Raw genomic sequence first — 17,844 nt, forward strand, 5'->3', positions numbered from 1 at the left:
CTTATTTCTAATACCATCCCCCGATTTTTTAAGCTTTTACCCTTTAAATCAGGGGTTTTATCATATTAAAATAAAGTTATCATAAAGTTAATTTGATATTAATAATTCAGATATCTTTGCGGCGGTTTTTTGAGCGACTATTATTAATATGAAATATAGAATTAAACAAGGAAGCACATTACTTTTAAACAGGTGGGAAGATGCCTGGAATGAGCCAATGTTTAAACAGAAATTTCTCCTGGGCATGACTACCTTCATTGCTCTGCTTTCTTTCTTTCCAATATTTTACCAGTATATAGAAACCAGGAATGGTCATGTAAATAATGATGTATTTCTTCAGTTGATACCGGCATACGATGTTTCTATTCCGATTTTCATTGTAACCTGGTTTATGGCTATTCTAATAATTATGAAGGCCATTCAAAATCCTGCGGTTTTTATGACCTTTATGTACGGATTTATCATTTTAAATATTGCCCGCATTATTTCCATTTCATTAATTCCTTTTAATCCGCCTACAGATCTGATTCCTATTACAGATCCCATTGCAAATATTTTTTATGGAAATAAGTTTATTACCAAGGACTTGTTTTTTTCGGGACATACAGCTACCCAGTTTTTGTGTTTTTTATGTCTTCAGAAGCGATTTGATCGCATTTTGGGATTAATAGCGACTGTAGTAATGGGATTTTTGGTTTTAATTCAGCACGTACATTTTACTATAGATGTGCTTAGTGCACCTATTTTTGCATATTTCTGCTATGTTCTTTCAACAAAAATTTATGCGTCTGAAATTAGCAGGGAAACTGAAATAAGCAGTTAATGTAATTCGCCTTTGATTAATTTTTTCGGATGCTGTACTTTTAAGGGATCAGTTTTATAGCCCGCAGCATTTCTCTTTTTCCTGCAGCCCCTGGGGCTTTTTCTATTGAGAATCCCAAAGACTTCATATTCCTTTTCAAATCTCCGGTTATAGCATAGGTAACAAAAACTCCGCCTTCTTTTAAGAAGGCACAGGCATGGGATAAGGAGTTTAAAGTCCACATTTCTGGCTGATAGGCGGCGGCAAAAGCATCAAAATAAATAACGTCAAATTGATTTTTGCTGCTGAAATCCATAAGTTTTGAATGACTTATTTCGAGTTTGCAGTTGTTACTAATTTCAACTGACTTTCCTGCTGCATCTTTATAATTTGCAATGAATTGCTGCCATATAGAGGGAGGAACGTACTGATGATAGGAGGTTTGGGAAATTATTTCGGATTCAAGAGGAAAAGCTTCAATACCGGTATAAGAAAGTTTTATACTATTTGATTCACAGTAATCAGCACTTAATAAAAAATTTAAACCGGTCCCAAAACCTACTTCCAGTATACTGATTGTTTTTTTTTGATCTTTTTGGATTATAAAATCCAGTCCGGATTTTACAAAAACATGCTGACTCTCCTGTAAAGCGCCATTTTGAGAATGATAGTGTTCTCCAACTTCACTGTTAAACAAGGTTTTAGATCCATCGGATGTGAAGGAAAAAGAGAGGTGATTCATCTTTAATAAACCTTAGTACCTTTTGTTACCCAGCGACTCCAATCCTCATTAAACGTATGAATTTCTGAAGTCTGAACCCCGCTTGATTTATATACCGGATTGCCCTCGTTTACCCATTCGAAGATACTTCCGTAAAGATTATAGACTTTTTTGAATCCATAACTTAAAAGTTTTTCTCCAATTTTTTCACTTCGATAGCCAACAGAACAATATAAAACTACCGTAGCATCTTTAGGAATATCAAAAATACGACGCATATCGAACCAAAAGTAGCCCACATGTCTGGCCTGCTTCAGGTGACTTACATTAAATTCCTTACTCTCCCGGGTATCTAAAATGTATAAATTCTCCTGATCTAATTTTTTAAATTCCTCTACCGATATCAATGGAACCGTATGCTGATATAAGCTATCAAGCATGTTTTTAAAATCCGGATTTTGGATCTGAGCATAGGAGCTGAAAGAAATAAGGCTCAGTATAAGAAGACAAAAAATGCGCATTTAATCTTAATTATAAGTATTGTATTGTTTGCTTGGAATGGCGTCAATATGTAGAACATCAATTCTGCAGGTTTGTTGTTGATGATAAATAAACCTGAACCTCACACTCACGAAAAAATAAGTTTCCATTAAGTCCGTAAAGATACAAGCGGATCACATTTCAGGTATTATATTCTTTTGAAATTTTTAGTCTGCATATCTGTAAATTAAAAAGCCGGCAATTCGTTCTCAATTTAGAGTACGAATTGCCGGCTGATATATTCCTTTATGCTTTAAGAAATGCCATATTTTACCAGATCTTAATCCGGTCTTCAGGTTTTTTATACAGTTTATCGCCTGGCTTAACATTAAAAGCCTCATACCATGCGTCCATATTAACCGGAGCGCCAATGGTGCGGTATTGTCCCGGAGAATGCGAATCCGTTACAATTAACTGAGCCGCTGTTTCTGCAAGGGTGTTTCCTTTCCAAACCTGGGCCCATGACAGAAAAAAGCGCTGATCAGGAGTAAAGCCATCAATTTTTTCATTTGATTGACCTTGCTTGGTCATTTTAAACGCTTCATAAGCTGCATTTAAACCTCCCAGATCGCCAATGTTTTCGCCCATAGTTAACTGTCCATTTACATGGATGGTATCTAATACGGTGTAATTATCATACTGAATTTTTAACGCCGCGGTTTTCTCTTTAAATTTTGCTTTGTCTTCTTCAGTCCACCAGTTACGTAACGTTCCGTCTTTATCATACTGACTTCCGGAATCATCAAATCCGTGAGAAATTTCATGGCCAATTACTGCGCCAATGCCACCATAATTTACCGCATCATCGGCATTTGGATCAAAGAACGGAAACTGAAGAATTCCGGCAGGAAATACAATTTCGTTCATTACAGGATTGTAATAAGCATTAACAGTAGGCGGTGTCATGCCCCAACGGGTACGATCAACCGGTTTTCCCAACTGATCAATCATTTCATCATACTTCCAGGTTCCGGTATTTTTTAAATTCTGAAAGAAAGAATTACGGTTAATGGCCAGGCCATCGTAGGTTTTCCAGTTATCCGGATAACCTATCTTTGGTTTAAAAGCATATAATTTATCCAGAGCTTTTTGCTTGGTTACAGGACTCATCCAATCCAGATTTTTGATCCTGATTTCATATGCTTTAACCAGATTAGAAACCAGCTCCTGCATACGGGCTTTCGCCTCAGGTTTAAAATGCTTCTTTACATATAATTGTCCTAGCAATTCGCCAATAGAGCCATCAGTTAATGACGACATTCTTTGCCAGCGTGGAGTTTGTACTTTTTGACCGCTTAAAGCTTTTGTAAATTCGAAATTAGCATTCACAAAAGGAGTACTCAGATACGGAGCTGATGTTTTAAGCACATTCCATTTAAGGTACGTTTGCCAGTTTTTTACCGGAACCGAAGAAATCAGTTTATCCAGATCAACAAAAAATTTAGGAGAGGAAACCAGAACAGTATCCTGTCCAATAACTTTCATTGTTGAAAGCAGTGATTTCCAATCCATGTTTGGAGTGGTTTTACTTAAATCTGCTACCGCGAGTTTATTATAGGTTTTATACGGATCCCGCATTTCTACACGACTCATTTGCGCCTCAGCCAAAGATTTCTCAATAGTGAAAATAACCTCTGCATTAGCTTTGGCCTCCGCTTCTGCAACTCCGCTTAACGTAAATAATTTTACAATGTAATTTTTATAAGCATCCTGAATTTTGATACTTCGGGCATCATTCTTAAGATAATAATCTCTGTCCGGCAAAGTAGTTCCGCCTTGAAAAAGCTGAGGAACCATATTTTCTACATTTTTGCGATCCTGACCCACACCAAATCCAAACATCGGAGATCCCATTCCTGCAGTTCTCATCCATGCCGAATGATTAAGCACGCCTTTCACATCTTTAATAGAATTGATTTTTTCCAGATCTGCTTTAATCGGCGTAAATCCTAATTTATCGATTGTGCTACTGTCCATTCCTGCAGCATAAAAATCTCCCACACGTTTCTCTAAAGATCCGGTAGCAGCATTTTTATCTGATGAAGCTTCGATTAATAATGATTTAACCGCATTAATATTAAAATCCCGCAGTTGCTGAAAGCTTCCCCAGCGGGTTTCTTTAGCCGGAACAGGATTTTTTTTGATCCAGGTTCCACTGGCATATTCATAAAAATCATCGCCGGGCTTAACATTTACATTCATGTCAGCCTTATTAATGAATTCTCTTTTTCCTTTTGGTAATTCAGGAGAATCATGTTGTGCACTGGCTTCCAGAGTAATGAAAGCAGCAATTCCGCATAAAATAAATTTTGTGTTCTTTCTATCCATAATTAGGTTTTAAAGTAAATAAATCAATTAGCCGATGTATACTATCAGAAGGGTTTGTAAAATCGAAACGTTTAATAATAGGTGAATTTATTTAGAAGAGCGGAGGATTTCCATAAATAATAGAAATATTACTTGTTAAACCAGTAAATAATCCTTCCGATTTTTAAATGATCGAAGAGAAAAGGTAAAATTTTTAAGTGAAATAAATTTTTCATTCTTTCAAATTTTATAGCCGTATCCATTTTCAGGATCAGGAGGTTCTCATTACGAATTCGTATGTAAATTAAATAACTGATAATCAGTTAAAATATTGCTTTTGCTTATAAGGTTTACTTGGAAAACCTTTGAAATATGCTTGTTAGAGGGGCAAAGTTTCGCAGAAATGCGAAATGTCCCTTATAAAAAGAACAATTTCCTTTTGGAGGCTTCCCGGTTTCCCTCTCAAAAATGTATTTTTGCCCATTAAGTACAGGCCATAAAATGAGTATTTCTAAAACATATAATCCCCGATCAACAGAAGATAAATGGTATTCCTATTGGATGGAAAAGAAATTTTTCCGTTCAGTGCCGGATGAGCGTGAGCCTTATACCATTGTAATTCCACCGCCAAACGTAACCGGGGTTTTGCATATGGGCCATATGTTAAACAATACTATCCAGGATGTATTAATTCGCCGTGCCCGGATGCAGGGGAAAAATGCATGCTGGGTTCCGGGTACAGATCATGCCAGTATTGCAACCGAGGCTAAGGTGGTAGCCATGCTGAAGGAACAGGGAATTGATAAAAAAGATCTTAGCCGGGAGCAGTTTTTAAATTATGCCTATGAGTGGAAAGAGAAATACGGCGGAATTATTCTTAAGCAACTTGAAAAGTTAGGTGCTTCCTGCGATTGGGATCGCACCCGTTTTACCATGGAAAAGGATCTTTCGGAAGCCGTGATAGATACCTTTATTCATCTATATAAAAAAGGCCTTATTTATCGCGGAGTGCGAATGGTAAACTGGGATCCACAAGGGAAAACGGCGGTATCAGATGAGGAAGTAATCCGTAAAGAAGTAAATCAAAAATTATATTATATCCGCTATCACATAGCCGGAACTAAATTTGACCAAACCAGAAAAGAGTCTTTTTTAACTATTGCAACCACACGTCCTGAAACTATAATGGCCGATACAGCTATCTGTATCAACCCAAATGATGAGCGCTTTATTCATCTGAAAGGCAAAAAAGTATTTGTTCCATTAATAAACCGCGAAATACCGGTTATAGAAGATGAATATGTTGATATAGAATTTGGTACCGGTTGTCTTAAAGTGACGCCGGCGCATGATTTAAATGACTACTCACTGGGAGTTAAACATAATCTGCCGGTAATTGATATTTTAAATAATGATGGAGCTTTAAATGAACTGGCGGTTATTCTGGTAGGAGAGGACCGGTTTATTGCCCGTAAAAAAGTTTCTCAAATGCTGGAAGCCGAAGGGCACCTGGAAAAGGTTGAAGATTATAAATCACAGATCGGTTTTTCTGAGCGAACGGATGCAGTAATAGAACCCAAATTATCATTGCAATGGTTTTGTAAAATGGATGAAATGGCCAAGCCTGCGCTCGATTATGTGCTGGATGGTGAAGTTAACCTGATTCCCGAAAAATTTAAAAACACCTACCGTCACTGGATGGAAAATGTGAAGGACTGGTGTATAAGTCGCCAGCTATGGTGGGGACAGCAAATTCCGGCCTGGTATTTTCAGCATGAGGCGCCTGTAATTGCCAAAACCAGGGAGGAAGCTCTTGAAGAACTGATAAACCGTGATCCGGCAAGATGTAAAATGTCTGAGGATGAAAAAGCGGGATTTAGAAAGCAGGCGTCCGAATTTCTGAAGCAGGATGAAGACGTGGTAGATACCTGGTTTTCTTCATGGCTGTGGCCGATTTCTGTGTTCGATGGATTTAAAGATCCGGATAACGAAGATATCAATTACTATTACCCAACCAACGATCTGGTTACGGCTCCCGAAATATTGTTTTTCTGGGTTGCCCGGATGATTATGGCAGGTCATGAGTTCCGTGGAAAAGCACCTTTTAAAAATGTTTACCTCACCGGAATTGTTCGCGATAAATTGGGACGTAAAATGTCCAAATCATTGGGAAATTCTCCCGACCCCATTGACCTTATTGAAAAATACGGCGCAGACGGTGTCAGAGTTGGAATGCTTTTATGTTCTCCGGCAGGCAATGATCTGATGTTTGACGAAAGTTATTGTGAGCAGGGACGCAATTTTGCCAATAAAATATGGAACGCGTTTCGTCTTGTTAATGGCTGGGAAGTTGATGAAAATTTAGATAACCCCAACTTGCAGGCTATCGAATGGTTCGATTCGGCATTTAGTCAGGCATTGATAGAGATCGAAGATAATTACAAGCAATACCGTTTATCTGAGGCTTTAATGGGCATTTATAAATTGGTTTGGGATGATTTCTGTGCGTGGTATCTGGAAATGATAAAACCCGGTTATCAGTTACCGATAGATGCGGCAACCTATAAAGCTACTCTCGATTTCTTTGAAAGAATATTGAAATTAATACATCCCTTTATGCCATTTCTTTCTGAAGAATTATGGCATGAGGATGTTTTCGCTGAACGTTCAGAAATGGATTGCTGTATTGTTGCTCCTTATCCTGTAGCCTCCGTGATAAATTCAAAGCTTTTAAAAGATGTGGAGATTATAAAACAGGTTGTTTCAGAAATTAGAAATGTCAGGAACACGAAGCAAATTTCTCCTAAAGAAGCTTTGCCATTAAATATTAAAGTGAATTCATCAATACATTATGATGAGTATTTGAATATCGTATCCAAGCTTGCCAATATTAGTGATATTGAATTTGTAGATGATCAGGTTGCAGGCGCTGCAAAATTTATGGCCGGGAAAGACGAATTCTTTGTTTCTCTTGCTGATAATATTGATATAGATGCCGAAAAAGAGCGTATAGGAAAAGAATTGGAATACCTGCATGGGTTTTTAAAATCCGTTGACGCAAAGCTTTCTAATGAACGGTTTGTTCAGAATGCAAAGGCGGAAGTGGTGGATAATGAACGCCGGAAGAAAGAGGATGCGGAATCGAAAATTAAAATTTTAGAAGAGAGTCTTCAATCCTTGGAATCGTAAAAGTTCTGCAGGATATTAATCATATGAATCATGAAAACGGGATCAAAATTCAAAAAAAATTAAAATTGCGTTGCTCAGATTCAGTTGATCTAAGGGGTAAATTTATTAAAGCCGCATTTTTAGGAATGTGGTTTTTAAGCTTACCTGTATTAACGGCCTGCAGGCAAAATTCCGGCAAATTTGTAAACCGATCCAATACAAATGATTCGTTGATTATTCAGCCTGATTTAAACAAAAAGGTTAATAATGCATCTGATTCTGGTACTAACCTGATAAACTGCCAGGGAGTTGCTCAGGTAAAATTTTCTGATAATCTGAATGGTCTCATAGATAAGTTCGGTAAGGACAATATTACCATCGACTCGCTGATGCTGGAAGGAACATATGAAGAAACTTTCAGCACCATTCATAAATCTAAAATCGACGAAATTAAAGTCTTTTGGAAAGAGAAACAGCCTCCCTTTGAAACCATGAAGGCAATTGAGATTTCTAATCCTAAATCTCCTTTTCGATTCTCAAATTCCATTGGCATCGGATCAAGTATTCAGGAAATTGAAAAATTAAATGAAGGCGTATTTCAATTTTATGGTTTCGGCTGGGATTATGGCGGCACATTAATAAGTTTTAATAACGGTAAACTGGAAAAAGATTTCCCCTGCTTCAAAGCAGTGTTCCAAATGCAACAACAGAAAAATACACCATCGTCAGATCCGTCAGTAATGGGAGATCATCCTGTTCAATCTGATCATCCTAATCTCAAAAATTACCGGGTTGTTATTAAGAAGATTCGGATTGTCAAAACTTGAATGACAATTTTTTGCTTAAACAATCTGCTATTCCAGCCGCATAATAACTTTTAAATAAGTTTTTATAAAAAACCTAAACATTCCGGTCGGTAATCACCTTTAACTATTAACTAAAAGCTTAACTGAAAAAAAGTGAGGCGGAATGTTTACTTAAAAAAACAGGATCATGTCGGTATTAAAGGTTATTGAAATTTTAGCTAATTCTCCCCAGAGTTGGGAGGATGCTACACAGCAGGGTATTACTGAAGCAAGTAAAAATATTAAAAATATCAGGTCTGCTTATGTGAAAGATCAGAGCGCAAAGGTAACCGACGGAAAAATTACCAATTACCGTGTCAACTTAAAAATTACCTTCGAAATCACTCATTAAATTGAACCCAAATCAAAATCTCATGAAATTAAAATCATTTAAGAACTCAATTGCTGTTATGATGATGATGGGTTTAACACTCTTATATTCCTGTAAACAAAGTGATTCTCAGATTCAGGCAGATAGCCAGGCAAAAGTTGCTGTTGTTGATTCTGATGTAAGTGTGGCGGTTAGCGGGGGTGTTGTTACTCTGACGGGTGAAGTAAAAGATGATCAAACTAAATCTGCGGTTGGCGATGCTGTAAAAGATGTAAAGGGTGTTAAATCAGTTGTCAATAATACCACGGTAAGTTCTCCGGAAATTGTAATTGATTCTGATACTGAACTGAAATCAACTTTGGAAAGAACTTTTACCCAAAAAGGAATTAATGGGGTAAGTTTTTCTGTAAATAATGGCGAAGTAACACTGAACGGTGAAATAGACCGGGCCGATCTGGTTAAAGTTATGCAGGCTGCTAATGAAGCTAACCCTAAAAAAGTAATAAACCAGTTAACAATAAAGAATTAAAATATGGCACTACAGGAAAAATACAGCGAGGTCATCAGCCTTGCGAAATCAAACGGAATAAATGACCTGAAAGTTAACGAGCAGAATAATATTTTATATGTCTCCGGAACTGCAGGATCTGAAGAGGTTAAAAGAAAAATTTGGGATTCCTATCAACGTCTTGATCCGGATATGAGATCAGGCGATATGGTTTTAGATATTGCAGTAATTCCTCAATTTGGTCAGCAAACCTATACGGTTAAATCTGGCGATAGTTTGAGTAAAATAGCTTCAAACTATGACAAACTCTCCTGGCAGGAAATTTTTGAAGCAAATAAGGATACCATCAGCAATCCTGATCTGATTCATCCTGGCCAGGTTTTAAAAATTCCTTCCAAATAACCAGGTATAAAAAAAGGATTGAGCTAATAACTCAATCCTTCATTATGTAAACACGGGTTGTATTAATTTTCTAAAGGAAGTCCGCCATCTGTACGAGCCATCTCTCTGATCATTTCTTTGATTTCCCACCGGGTTTTCTCATTTCTTATCAGACCCAGATTTAATGAATGTACGCTTTCTTCTGTATGTACTTTTAACTCACAAAAGCGGGTGCTTATATGCGTAATATCCTTAGCAGAAACTGAAATCATTTCACCTTCGCGGGGATTAAAGTATTTTAAAGTTCCACCGGCAATTTGCACAAATGGGACTTTAATTCTTTTACTGATCAGCTTGATCATCACGGCAAGAAAAACCAATCCGAGTATAACATTTAACAGACTCAGAGCCGGAAAATTGAAGTAAAAAGCTACTCCCAATGTATTTAAAAACAATAATGACAAAAATATCTTAGCGAACATCCATAAACGTGCATCATTATTTGAAGAGCGATAATGCGAAATGTCAAGTTGATAAGTCATACGGTTATAATTAAGTTTGAGACAAGGTATACGGAGGATTTTATAAAAAGTTATACTCGCTTAATAAAATTAACAATAACGTAATATATTAACTTTCACTGTACGCAGGCAGCTCATTTACAAATTTATAGCTTGCTTCATTAAGATCTATCCGGCAACAAAAATGTTGTAATCCATTGCTTACCATGAGCCATTTTACCTTATGAACTAAATTATACCGGGCAACCTGATCAAAAGTTTCCTGAGTAATTGAAATCTGCGGAGCTTTACATTCCACCAATAGTATTTTTTCGCCTGCCGAATTATAAAATAAAATATCTGTCCGTTTTTGAAGAGTATTCAATCTCAATCCGCCTTCCAGTTTAATAAGAGAACGCGGATATTTTTTTTCGGAGATGAGATACTGAACTACATGCTGTCTCACCCATTCTTCCGGTGTTAATAAGAGGTATTTTTTGCGGATTTCATCAAAAATGAAATAGTTGCCAGATTCCTCTTTGATTCGGAAAGGAAAGGAAGGTAAATTTAAGGGTACAGGTTCAAACATGCTGATTGCAGAAAGGCTGAATTTATGTAAAATCTAAGATTTTTAATCTCACAATTTTTGCTGACCCATTATTTTGTAATTTGCGGCCAGAATATGAATATCCATGACCTTGTAAAAGATCTCAAAAGCCGAAAGTTTAAGCCGGTATATCTTCTCCACGGAGAAGAATCTTATTATATAGATAAGATCAGCGATTATATTGAAGATAACGTGCTTTCAGATGCAGAAAAGGGCTTCAACCAAACCATTCTATACGGCAAAGACACCGATATAATGACGATTCTGAATTCTGCAAAACGTTTTCCAATGATGAGCGAATTTCAGGTTGTACTTGTAAAAGAGGCTCAGGAATTAAAATGGGGAAAAGATAGCGAGGACGACAAAAAAGCTGTTGATCCTTTGTTGAATTATCTGGAACATCCCCTGCAAAGTACTATTCTGGTGTTTTGTTATAAACACGGGAAATTTGATAAGCGAAAAAAAACCTACAAAGCAATTGATAAAAAAGGGCTGGTTTTTGAATCTGCACAGGTTTATGAAAATAAAATTGCATCATGGATAGAGGATTTTGTTCGTGAAAAGAATTATCGGATAAATGCACGTGCGGCGGCACTAATGGCCGAATATCTGGGTAATGATCTTTCTAAAATTGCCAATGAGCTTGAAAAGCTAATGTTAAACTGTGTTCCCGGAACTGAAATTAATGCCGAAGATGTACAGGATAATATTGGCATCAGTAAAGAATATAATGTATTTGAGCTTCAAAATGCATTGGTGAGGAGAGATGTTTTCAAAGTAAATCAAATCATTCAATATTTTGCTTCCAACCCAAAAGCTAATCCAATGCCTTTGGTTTTAGGTGCTTTGAATACGTATTTCAGCAAGGTTTTAAAATTCCATTATGCAAAAGACCGCTCGCAGCAGGGATTAGCCAAAGAGTTGGGAGTAAGCCCCTATTTTGTTAAAGATTATGAAATTGCCGGGAGGAACTTTGATAAGATTAAAACTTTTCAGGTAATAAGTTATTTGCGTGACTGCGATTTGCGTTCTAAAGGAGTTGATGCTACAGGTAATACAAGTGACGGCGAATTGCTGAAAGAACTGGTGTTTAAGATTATCCATTAATCCGGCATATCCCCATTCAGCAAAATTAGATTTGTCTTATAAACAGATTGATTTTATAATATAGGTATTGATGTTAGAGAAACGGGAGAAATGTTTGAAACCATAAAAATCAGAATTCCAACAATTGCAGAAACCCAAATAATAGTAAGCAATGTTTCTTGTTTTCGGCGAGTGTAATTTACAGCATTATCTTTCCAGCTGATAACAGAATCATTTCGGAAATTTACCAGAACGTATTTATTGAACTGCTGAATAGATTAACTTCTATGCGGTATTCTAAATTATAATGATAAAATTTGCCGCCCCTAAGTTGATCACGTAATATGAAAATTGTCATCGCCGAAAAACCTTCTGTCGCCCGTGAATTAGCCAAAGTTTTTGGTGCTACTTCTAAAAAGGATGGGTATATAGAAGGAAAGGGATATTCATTCACCTGGGCTTTTGGCCATTTACTGCAGCTGGCTCCGCCTCAGGATTACGGTTATTACGGATGGAGGGTTCAGCACCTGCCTATGCTTCCCCAAAAGTTCAAGTTAGCTATTCGTAAAATAAAAACTAAGGACGGGGTTGTAGAAGATCCCGGTGTAAGAAAACAGCTGAATACCATTAAAATGCTGTTTGATGAAGCTACCGAAATTATAGTTGCTACTGATGCCGGGAGGGAAGGCGAGCTCATCTTCAGATATATCTATTATTTTTTAAAATGCAAAAAGCCATTTAAACGATTGTGGATTTCATCACAAACAGACGAAGCCATAAAAGAAGGATTTCGCAATTTAAAACCGGGAACAGATTACGACACTTTATTTAATTCAGCTCATTGCAGATCAGAGTCAGATTGGCTGGTTGGGATGAACGCAACTCAGGCTTTAAGTATTTCTGCAGGCAACAGATCTGTGTTGTCTCTCGGTCGGGTGCAAACGCCCACATTAGCTATGATCTGCTCGAGGTTTCTGGAATCAAAAAACTTTGTTCCGCAGATTTTTTACCATGTAAGTATTCAGTTATCTAAAGATGGTGCTTTATTTAAAGCAATCTCATTTGAGAATTTTAAAACCAGAGAGCTGGCGCAGGTGGTTTTTGATAGCGTAAAAAATGTATCAGGCGGTCATGCTGCCGGAGGATTTTTAAAAAATGTAGAATCAAAACCCAGAAAAGAACCGCCTCCGCTTTTGCATGATCTAAGTAGTTTACAGCAGGAAGCCAATAAGAAAAAAGGATATACTGCTGATCAGACATTAACCATTTTGCAAAGTTTGTATGAAGGCAAATTAGTATCCTATCCGCGTACCGGCAGCCGCTATATTGGTGATGATGTTTTTGCCGGTGTTCCTCAACTGATTGATAAATTAACCGCTCATGCTGATTTTGGAAAGCAGGCTTCATTTCTGTTAACTATCCCGTTAAATAAACGGAGTGTGAATGCCAAAAAGGTAACGGATCACCATGCTATTTTGCCTACCGGGATAGCCCCCGGAAATTTAAGTGAAGACCGGCAAGCTGTTTATGATATGGTTGCCGGGCGTATGCTCGAATCTTTCCATAAAGAATGTATCAAAGAAATCACTAAAATCACTATAGAATCGGGGTCTGATTTTATTGCAAATGGAACAGTTATTCAATCAGCTGGCTGGAGATCTGTTTATAACGAGCCCGATGAGGAAAAGAAAGAGGAAGAAAACAATACACTCCCCAAAGTGAAAACAGGTGAATACCTGCCGGTTGAAAATAAAGTAATTCTTGAAAAACAAACTAAACCCAAACCTTTATATAATGAAGCCAGCCTGTTGAAGGCTCTGGAAACATCGGGCAAAGAAATTGACGACGAGGAATTACGATATGCTATGAAAGATAGCGGACTTGGAACTCCTGCTACCCGTGCCTCAATTATAGAAACTTTAATAAAACGGGAATATATAACCCGGGAGAAAAAAAATCTGGTGCCTACGGGCAGAGGACTTGCCGTATATGAAGTTGTTAAGGATAAAAAAATAGCCCAGGCAGAATTAACCGGAACATGGGAAAAACGCCTGGAGGAAATCAGATCCGGCGCATCAGTAACTGAGTTTAAAGAAGAAATAAAAGAATATACCCGTTCTATAACTCAGGAACTTTTACAAGCAGGACCAGGTCTTGCAAAATCTATCAGCCAGGCAGTAGTTCAGTAATTTAACTGAAGCCGGATGAAATCAACAATCTATATTTAAGTCATATTGAGCCGGTAAATTCTCACCAACGTAGTCAGTATAATTCCGTTGCCGGGATAAGTTTTATTATTGCTCATAATAAACCTTTATACGCTTCGATTTTTGTCTTGTTTTGAGCCAATCCTCAATTTTAGATCTTTCACTATTGTTCAAACTATTTTTAAGGGTGAATACCACAATTGACTGCTTTTCAGGAACAGGTAAAGAATCACGAAACACATACGAATCGGAAAATGAGCATTTAATAATCTGCGGATATAAAATCCGGATTTCATTTAAAACCTGCCTGCCCCGAAAACTTCTTGCCTGCAAACTGTCAATATAATTTTCCTTCCCCTGCACTTGCAAATTTAGCCGATTCATTTCTGCCTTTAAATTATCCAGCTCGCTTGTTTTCTTGGTCAATTGATCAAAAGAAAGGCCTTGGAGGAAATCTACCTTCACTTTGTTTAGAGAGTAATCTTTTGCTTTTTCTCTTATTCTCTGTTTTTGAGGATCAGTTAATGTGGCACCGCCGTAAACTAATCTTATTGAATTCCTGTCGGGATTAATTTCATTCTTCAATAAATAGTTACCTTCTATAACGCTGATACTTTTCACATAATCTGTAGCGTTCTTTACAAATTTTTCTTTTTGAACCAGGTTATAGCCAAAATAAATACTCGGGATTAGAACTAGAGAAATTACGATGGTAATCCATCTGTTTACTCTCTTTTTTTGAGCGTCATCAACTATAGTTCTTATCGGGAATTTCAGAATTTGTGAAATAACCACAGACGAAATAGCGATAAAGACAGTGTTAATTGTAAACAAATAGAAAGCTCCGAAAAAATAATCAAATTTGCCGGATGCCAATCCATAACCTGCGGTACACAGCGGAGGCATTAATGCTGTAGCAATTGCCACACCCGGAATAACATTCCCTTTGTGCTTACTGCTTATTGCTACAATGCCTGCCAAGCCGCCAAATAATGCAATCAATACATCATAAATGGTTGGACTTGTTCGGGCTAATAATTCAGAATGTGCAGTAGAGATCGGGCTCATTGCGAAATAGGCGGTTGAAGCCAGCAGACTGGCGCTAACTGCAAAGGCAAAATGTTTTAGAGCTTTTCGAAAGAGCGGGAAATTATAGGTTGCAATACTATAACCCATGCCATTTATGGGGCCCATTAATGGAGATATAAGCATTGCTCCTATAATAACTGCTGTGGAATTCATATTTAATCCAACCGAAGCTATTAGTATTGCAAATACCAGAATCCAAAGATTTGTGCCCTTAAAAATAATATCCTTCAAAATGGATTGATGGATCTTATCATAACTATCCACATCACTTTCCAGATCAATTGAACCTAGAATTTTCCTAATTAACACAAACTGCTTCATTGATGAAATTAATTAACCGCTGTACAAGCCCAAAATATACGAAGTTTAAATTTTTATATTTCAGGTTAGGTCTCCTAATTATTAAAACGAGTCAAATGAGAACTCCAGGTTTCATACTGCTTTTATTGATAGTTTTAATTTTAAAACGAGGATATCCTGCAGAAGAGTCTTTGGTTTTTCCTGAAAATGGGTTTTAAAACCGGCTTTATTTAATCGGAAAATTTTTAAAAATGAGATTGAGCACCTTTCAAAAATGATGAAATTGTAACAAGATTTGATTGTAAGCGTTCAATCTGAAATTAAACCAAAACTAATTATATGAAATTTAGCAGATCAAAACTTAGCATCCTTATTTTAGCATTTTCAACTTCTGCAGTATTATTCGGATCCTGTAAAGCCAAAAAGATTGCTGCAATTCCTCCTGCTGTGCAAGTAACAGAAGAGGTTAAACCAGCTCCAACTCCAGCGCCGGTAGAAAGGGAAGTGGAAACAGCTCCGGCTCCGGCACCAGAAAAAATGCCTGATTTTAATTACAGCAATATTCAGTTCGAATTCAATTCCGCTGTTTTAAAGACATCCTCATATTCTGTTCTGGATCAGATTGCCGCGGAGATGAAAAAATACCCGGCCGTTAAATTTAATATTAAAGGGCATTCTTCTTTAGAAGGCACAGAACAAAGAAATATGACTTTGTCAATTGACCGGGCAAATGCGGTAAAAGCTTTTATTGTAAATGTAGGAGTGGAGGGAAGTAATCTGACCAGCATTGGGTTGGGTGAATCAAAGCCTATTGCTTCCAACGACACAGAGCAAGGACGGGTGCTTAATCGACGTGTAGAGATCGAGAAAATTAATTAAGCTTCTGAAATTGTCTAAGAGTTTTTACAAAGATTCAATGGTAATTTTTCTTTTCAATTTCTCATAAAAAAACCGGTCTGAATTATATTTCAGACCGGTCTTTTTTTTAACATTCTAATTTATTTATCCCACCACATCCGGGTATTTAAATCATCAGCTCCCTGACGGGCAACTGCTTCTTTGTAACTTGCACCATTTATAGATCCCTCATTTGTTGGGTAACCCATTCTGCGGGGTATATTTGGCTGATTTCCATTGGGTGCTGCTGCCAGTACCGGAAAACCTGTTCTTCTCCAATCTGTCCATGACTCATATCCGTTCAAATATAAATGAACCCATTTTTGAGTCATGATTCTTTCTAATCCGTTTGCCGGATTGTAAACTACACTCGCCTGGGCCATATAAGTTGCATATGTGGCTGCATCATATACGCCGTATGTTTCGAATGATGCTTTTATAGCATCTGCATAATGCGTAGCAGCAACGCCGTCGCCTCCGGCAATCCAGCCTTGTTTAGCTGCTTCGGCCATAGTAAATAAGACCTGGGCATAAGAATAAATCAAAGCTGGTGAACCGGCTCCGCGGAATTTATCACCAATACGGCTAAAAGATCCGGGGATATTTGTTGCCGTGTTAGATCCATATGTTAAACCAACAACCTGTCCGGCTAATACTTCTCCATAAACCCGTAAACGCGGATCATTTTTAGGAGCCATATAATCCGTCATCGTTTTGCTGATAGCATAATCATTACGTAAGCTAACTGTGTAGTTATCATACCATGGATTAAAGTTGTTTGGATCATTTGATAAGAAACGGTAGTACATGTTTTCAGCATTGCTGCTGATCACTCCACTTGCCAATGCATCAGCCATTTCGGCCCGGCCTTTGGCATTATCATTTTTCATCAAACGTAATGACATAAACAAACGGGTAGTGTTTGCAAACATTTTCCATTTTGCCATATCGCCGTCGAATAACTGGTCGCCTTTTACACCAGTTTCTGCAGTTTTAATCTGGGCTGCTGCTTCTTTCAATTCTTTAAAAAGATCCGTATAAATACTTTGCTGAGTATCATACTTCGGACTGAAATTGCCATCTCCTTTAAGTGCTTCTGAATATGGAATATCGCCATAACGATCTGTTAACCACCAAAAATAATATGCTTTTAAGATACGGGCAACGGCAATCTGATTGTCTTTTGAACCGTTAACACCTGCTTCTGCAAGTGCGTTTCCCTCTGTAGCATTATCAATAATAGTTTTCAGGTTGTACAATGGTCCGGTGTAATGCAGGGCCCAATCGAAGTTTCGGAATGAATAAAGGGATGCACCCGGATAAGGACCCTCTGAAATATGCTGAACATACATATCTGCAGAATGGCGATTCCCGGCTGTTCCAGGAAAAGCTGTTCCCGGTAATGTTTGTAATGAATTGGTAAGCAGCGCTTTATTTGGAACACTGCTAACCGCCGTCGGATTGATGTTGGTATCTCCGAAATCACTCGGATCACATGCTGATAGCAGCATGACTGATCCTATTAATAAACCTAATATCTTCTTCATTTTATTTA

16 protein-coding genes are annotated in these 17,844 nt (G+C 37.5%); 9 read left to right on the forward strand and 7 right to left on the reverse strand.

What is annotated here, in order from left to right:
* The first annotated feature begins 148 nt into the window (after positions 1-148).
* The gene (locus tag G521_RS0111550) at positions 149-823 is read left to right on the forward strand and encodes a phosphatase PAP2-related protein (protein WP_051189714.1); all 675 of its coding nucleotides are present in this window, start codon (positions 149-151) and stop codon (positions 821-823) included.
* 40 nt (positions 824-863) lie between these two features.
* On the opposite strand, the gene mnmD is transcribed toward G521_RS0111550, so the two are convergent.
* The 3 genes from mnmD to G521_RS0111565 form a co-directional block, all read right to left on the reverse strand.
* Positions 864-1,544 (reverse strand): tRNA (5-methylaminomethyl-2-thiouridine)(34)-methyltransferase MnmD, encoded by a 681-nt coding sequence (mnmD, locus tag G521_RS0111555; RefSeq protein ID WP_026898682.1) that lies wholly within the window; start codon positions 1,542-1,544, stop codon positions 864-866.
* 2 nt (positions 1,545-1,546) lie between these two features.
* Positions 1,547-2,044, reverse strand: coding sequence for a rhodanese-like domain-containing protein (locus tag G521_RS0111560; RefSeq protein WP_026898683.1), 498 nt, complete (start codon positions 2,042-2,044; stop codon positions 1,547-1,549).
* A 289-nt stretch (positions 2,045-2,333) separates the two neighbouring features.
* Positions 2,334-4,391, reverse strand: coding sequence for a M13 family metallopeptidase (locus tag G521_RS0111565; RefSeq protein WP_026898684.1), 2,058 nt, complete (start codon positions 4,389-4,391; stop codon positions 2,334-2,336).
* 480 nt (positions 4,392-4,871) lie between these two features.
* Between G521_RS0111565 and G521_RS0111570 the strand changes: the two genes are divergently transcribed.
* From G521_RS0111570 to G521_RS0111590, 5 genes are all read left to right on the forward strand, one after another.
* Entirely contained in the window at positions 4,872-7,559 is a 2,688-nt protein-coding gene (locus G521_RS0111570) for a valine--tRNA ligase (protein ID WP_026898685.1), read from the forward strand.
* Between the two features lie 125 nt (positions 7,560-7,684).
* Positions 7,685-8,365 carry a hypothetical protein gene (locus G521_RS17840; protein ID WP_155975786.1) on the forward strand — a complete coding sequence of 227 codons (681 nt, stop codon included), beginning with the start codon at positions 7,685-7,687 and terminating at the stop codon, positions 8,363-8,365.
* A gap of 166 nt (positions 8,366-8,531) precedes the next feature.
* Positions 8,532-8,735: a dodecin family protein gene (locus tag G521_RS0111580; protein WP_026898687.1), complete on the forward strand. Its 204-nt coding sequence runs from the start codon at positions 8,532-8,534 to the stop codon at positions 8,733-8,735.
* A 22-nt stretch (positions 8,736-8,757) separates the two neighbouring features.
* Complete coding sequence (locus tag G521_RS0111585; RefSeq protein WP_036679135.1) at positions 8,758-9,243, forward strand: BON domain-containing protein; 486 nt, start codon at positions 8,758-8,760, stop codon at positions 9,241-9,243.
* 3 nt (positions 9,244-9,246) lie between these two features.
* Complete coding sequence (locus G521_RS0111590) at positions 9,247-9,624, forward strand: LysM peptidoglycan-binding domain-containing protein (protein ID WP_026898689.1); 378 nt, start codon at positions 9,247-9,249, stop codon at positions 9,622-9,624.
* 62 nt (positions 9,625-9,686) lie between these two features.
* Here the strand turns inward: G521_RS0111590 and G521_RS0111595 are convergent, their stop codons facing one another.
* The gene (locus G521_RS0111595; protein ID WP_026898690.1) at positions 9,687-10,145 is read right to left on the reverse strand and encodes a hypothetical protein; all 459 of its coding nucleotides are present in this window, start codon (positions 10,143-10,145) and stop codon (positions 9,687-9,689) included.
* Positions 10,146-10,233: 88 nt separating this feature from the next.
* Positions 10,234-10,692: a type I restriction enzyme HsdR N-terminal domain-containing protein gene (locus G521_RS0111600; RefSeq protein ID WP_026898691.1), complete on the reverse strand. Its 459-nt coding sequence runs from the start codon at positions 10,690-10,692 to the stop codon at positions 10,234-10,236.
* 93 nt (positions 10,693-10,785) lie between these two features.
* Here G521_RS0111600 and holA point away from each other — a divergent pair, with 93 nt between their 5' ends.
* Together holA and topB are read left to right on the forward strand one after the other, a co-directional pair.
* A complete protein-coding gene (gene holA / locus G521_RS0111605) occupies positions 10,786-11,817 on the forward strand; it encodes a DNA polymerase III subunit delta (protein ID WP_026898692.1) in 1,032 nt (343 codons plus the stop codon).
* Positions 11,818-12,140: 323 nt separating this feature from the next.
* Positions 12,141-13,985, forward strand: coding sequence for a DNA topoisomerase III (gene topB, locus G521_RS17095; RefSeq protein WP_036679138.1), 1,845 nt, complete (start codon positions 12,141-12,143; stop codon positions 13,983-13,985).
* A gap of 105 nt (positions 13,986-14,090) precedes the next feature.
* On the opposite strand, the gene G521_RS0111615 is transcribed toward topB, so the two are convergent.
* Complete coding sequence (locus G521_RS0111615) at positions 14,091-15,413, reverse strand: DUF389 domain-containing protein (RefSeq protein WP_036679140.1); 1,323 nt, start codon at positions 15,411-15,413, stop codon at positions 14,091-14,093.
* Positions 15,414-15,731: 318 nt separating this feature from the next.
* Here G521_RS0111615 and G521_RS0111620 point away from each other — a divergent pair, with 318 nt between their 5' ends.
* Complete coding sequence (locus tag G521_RS0111620) at positions 15,732-16,271, forward strand: OmpA family protein (RefSeq protein WP_026898694.1); 540 nt, start codon at positions 15,732-15,734, stop codon at positions 16,269-16,271.
* Between the two features lie 119 nt (positions 16,272-16,390).
* Here the strand turns inward: G521_RS0111620 and G521_RS0111625 are convergent, their stop codons facing one another.
* Entirely contained in the window at positions 16,391-17,836 is a 1,446-nt protein-coding gene (locus G521_RS0111625; RefSeq protein WP_026898695.1) for a SusD/RagB family nutrient-binding outer membrane lipoprotein, read from the reverse strand.
* Positions 17,837-17,844 lie beyond the last annotated feature (8 nt).

Source organism: Daejeonella oryzae DSM 19973, from assembly GCF_000422945.1.
Lineage (GTDB): Bacteria > Bacteroidota > Bacteroidia > Sphingobacteriales > Sphingobacteriaceae > Daejeonella > Daejeonella oryzae.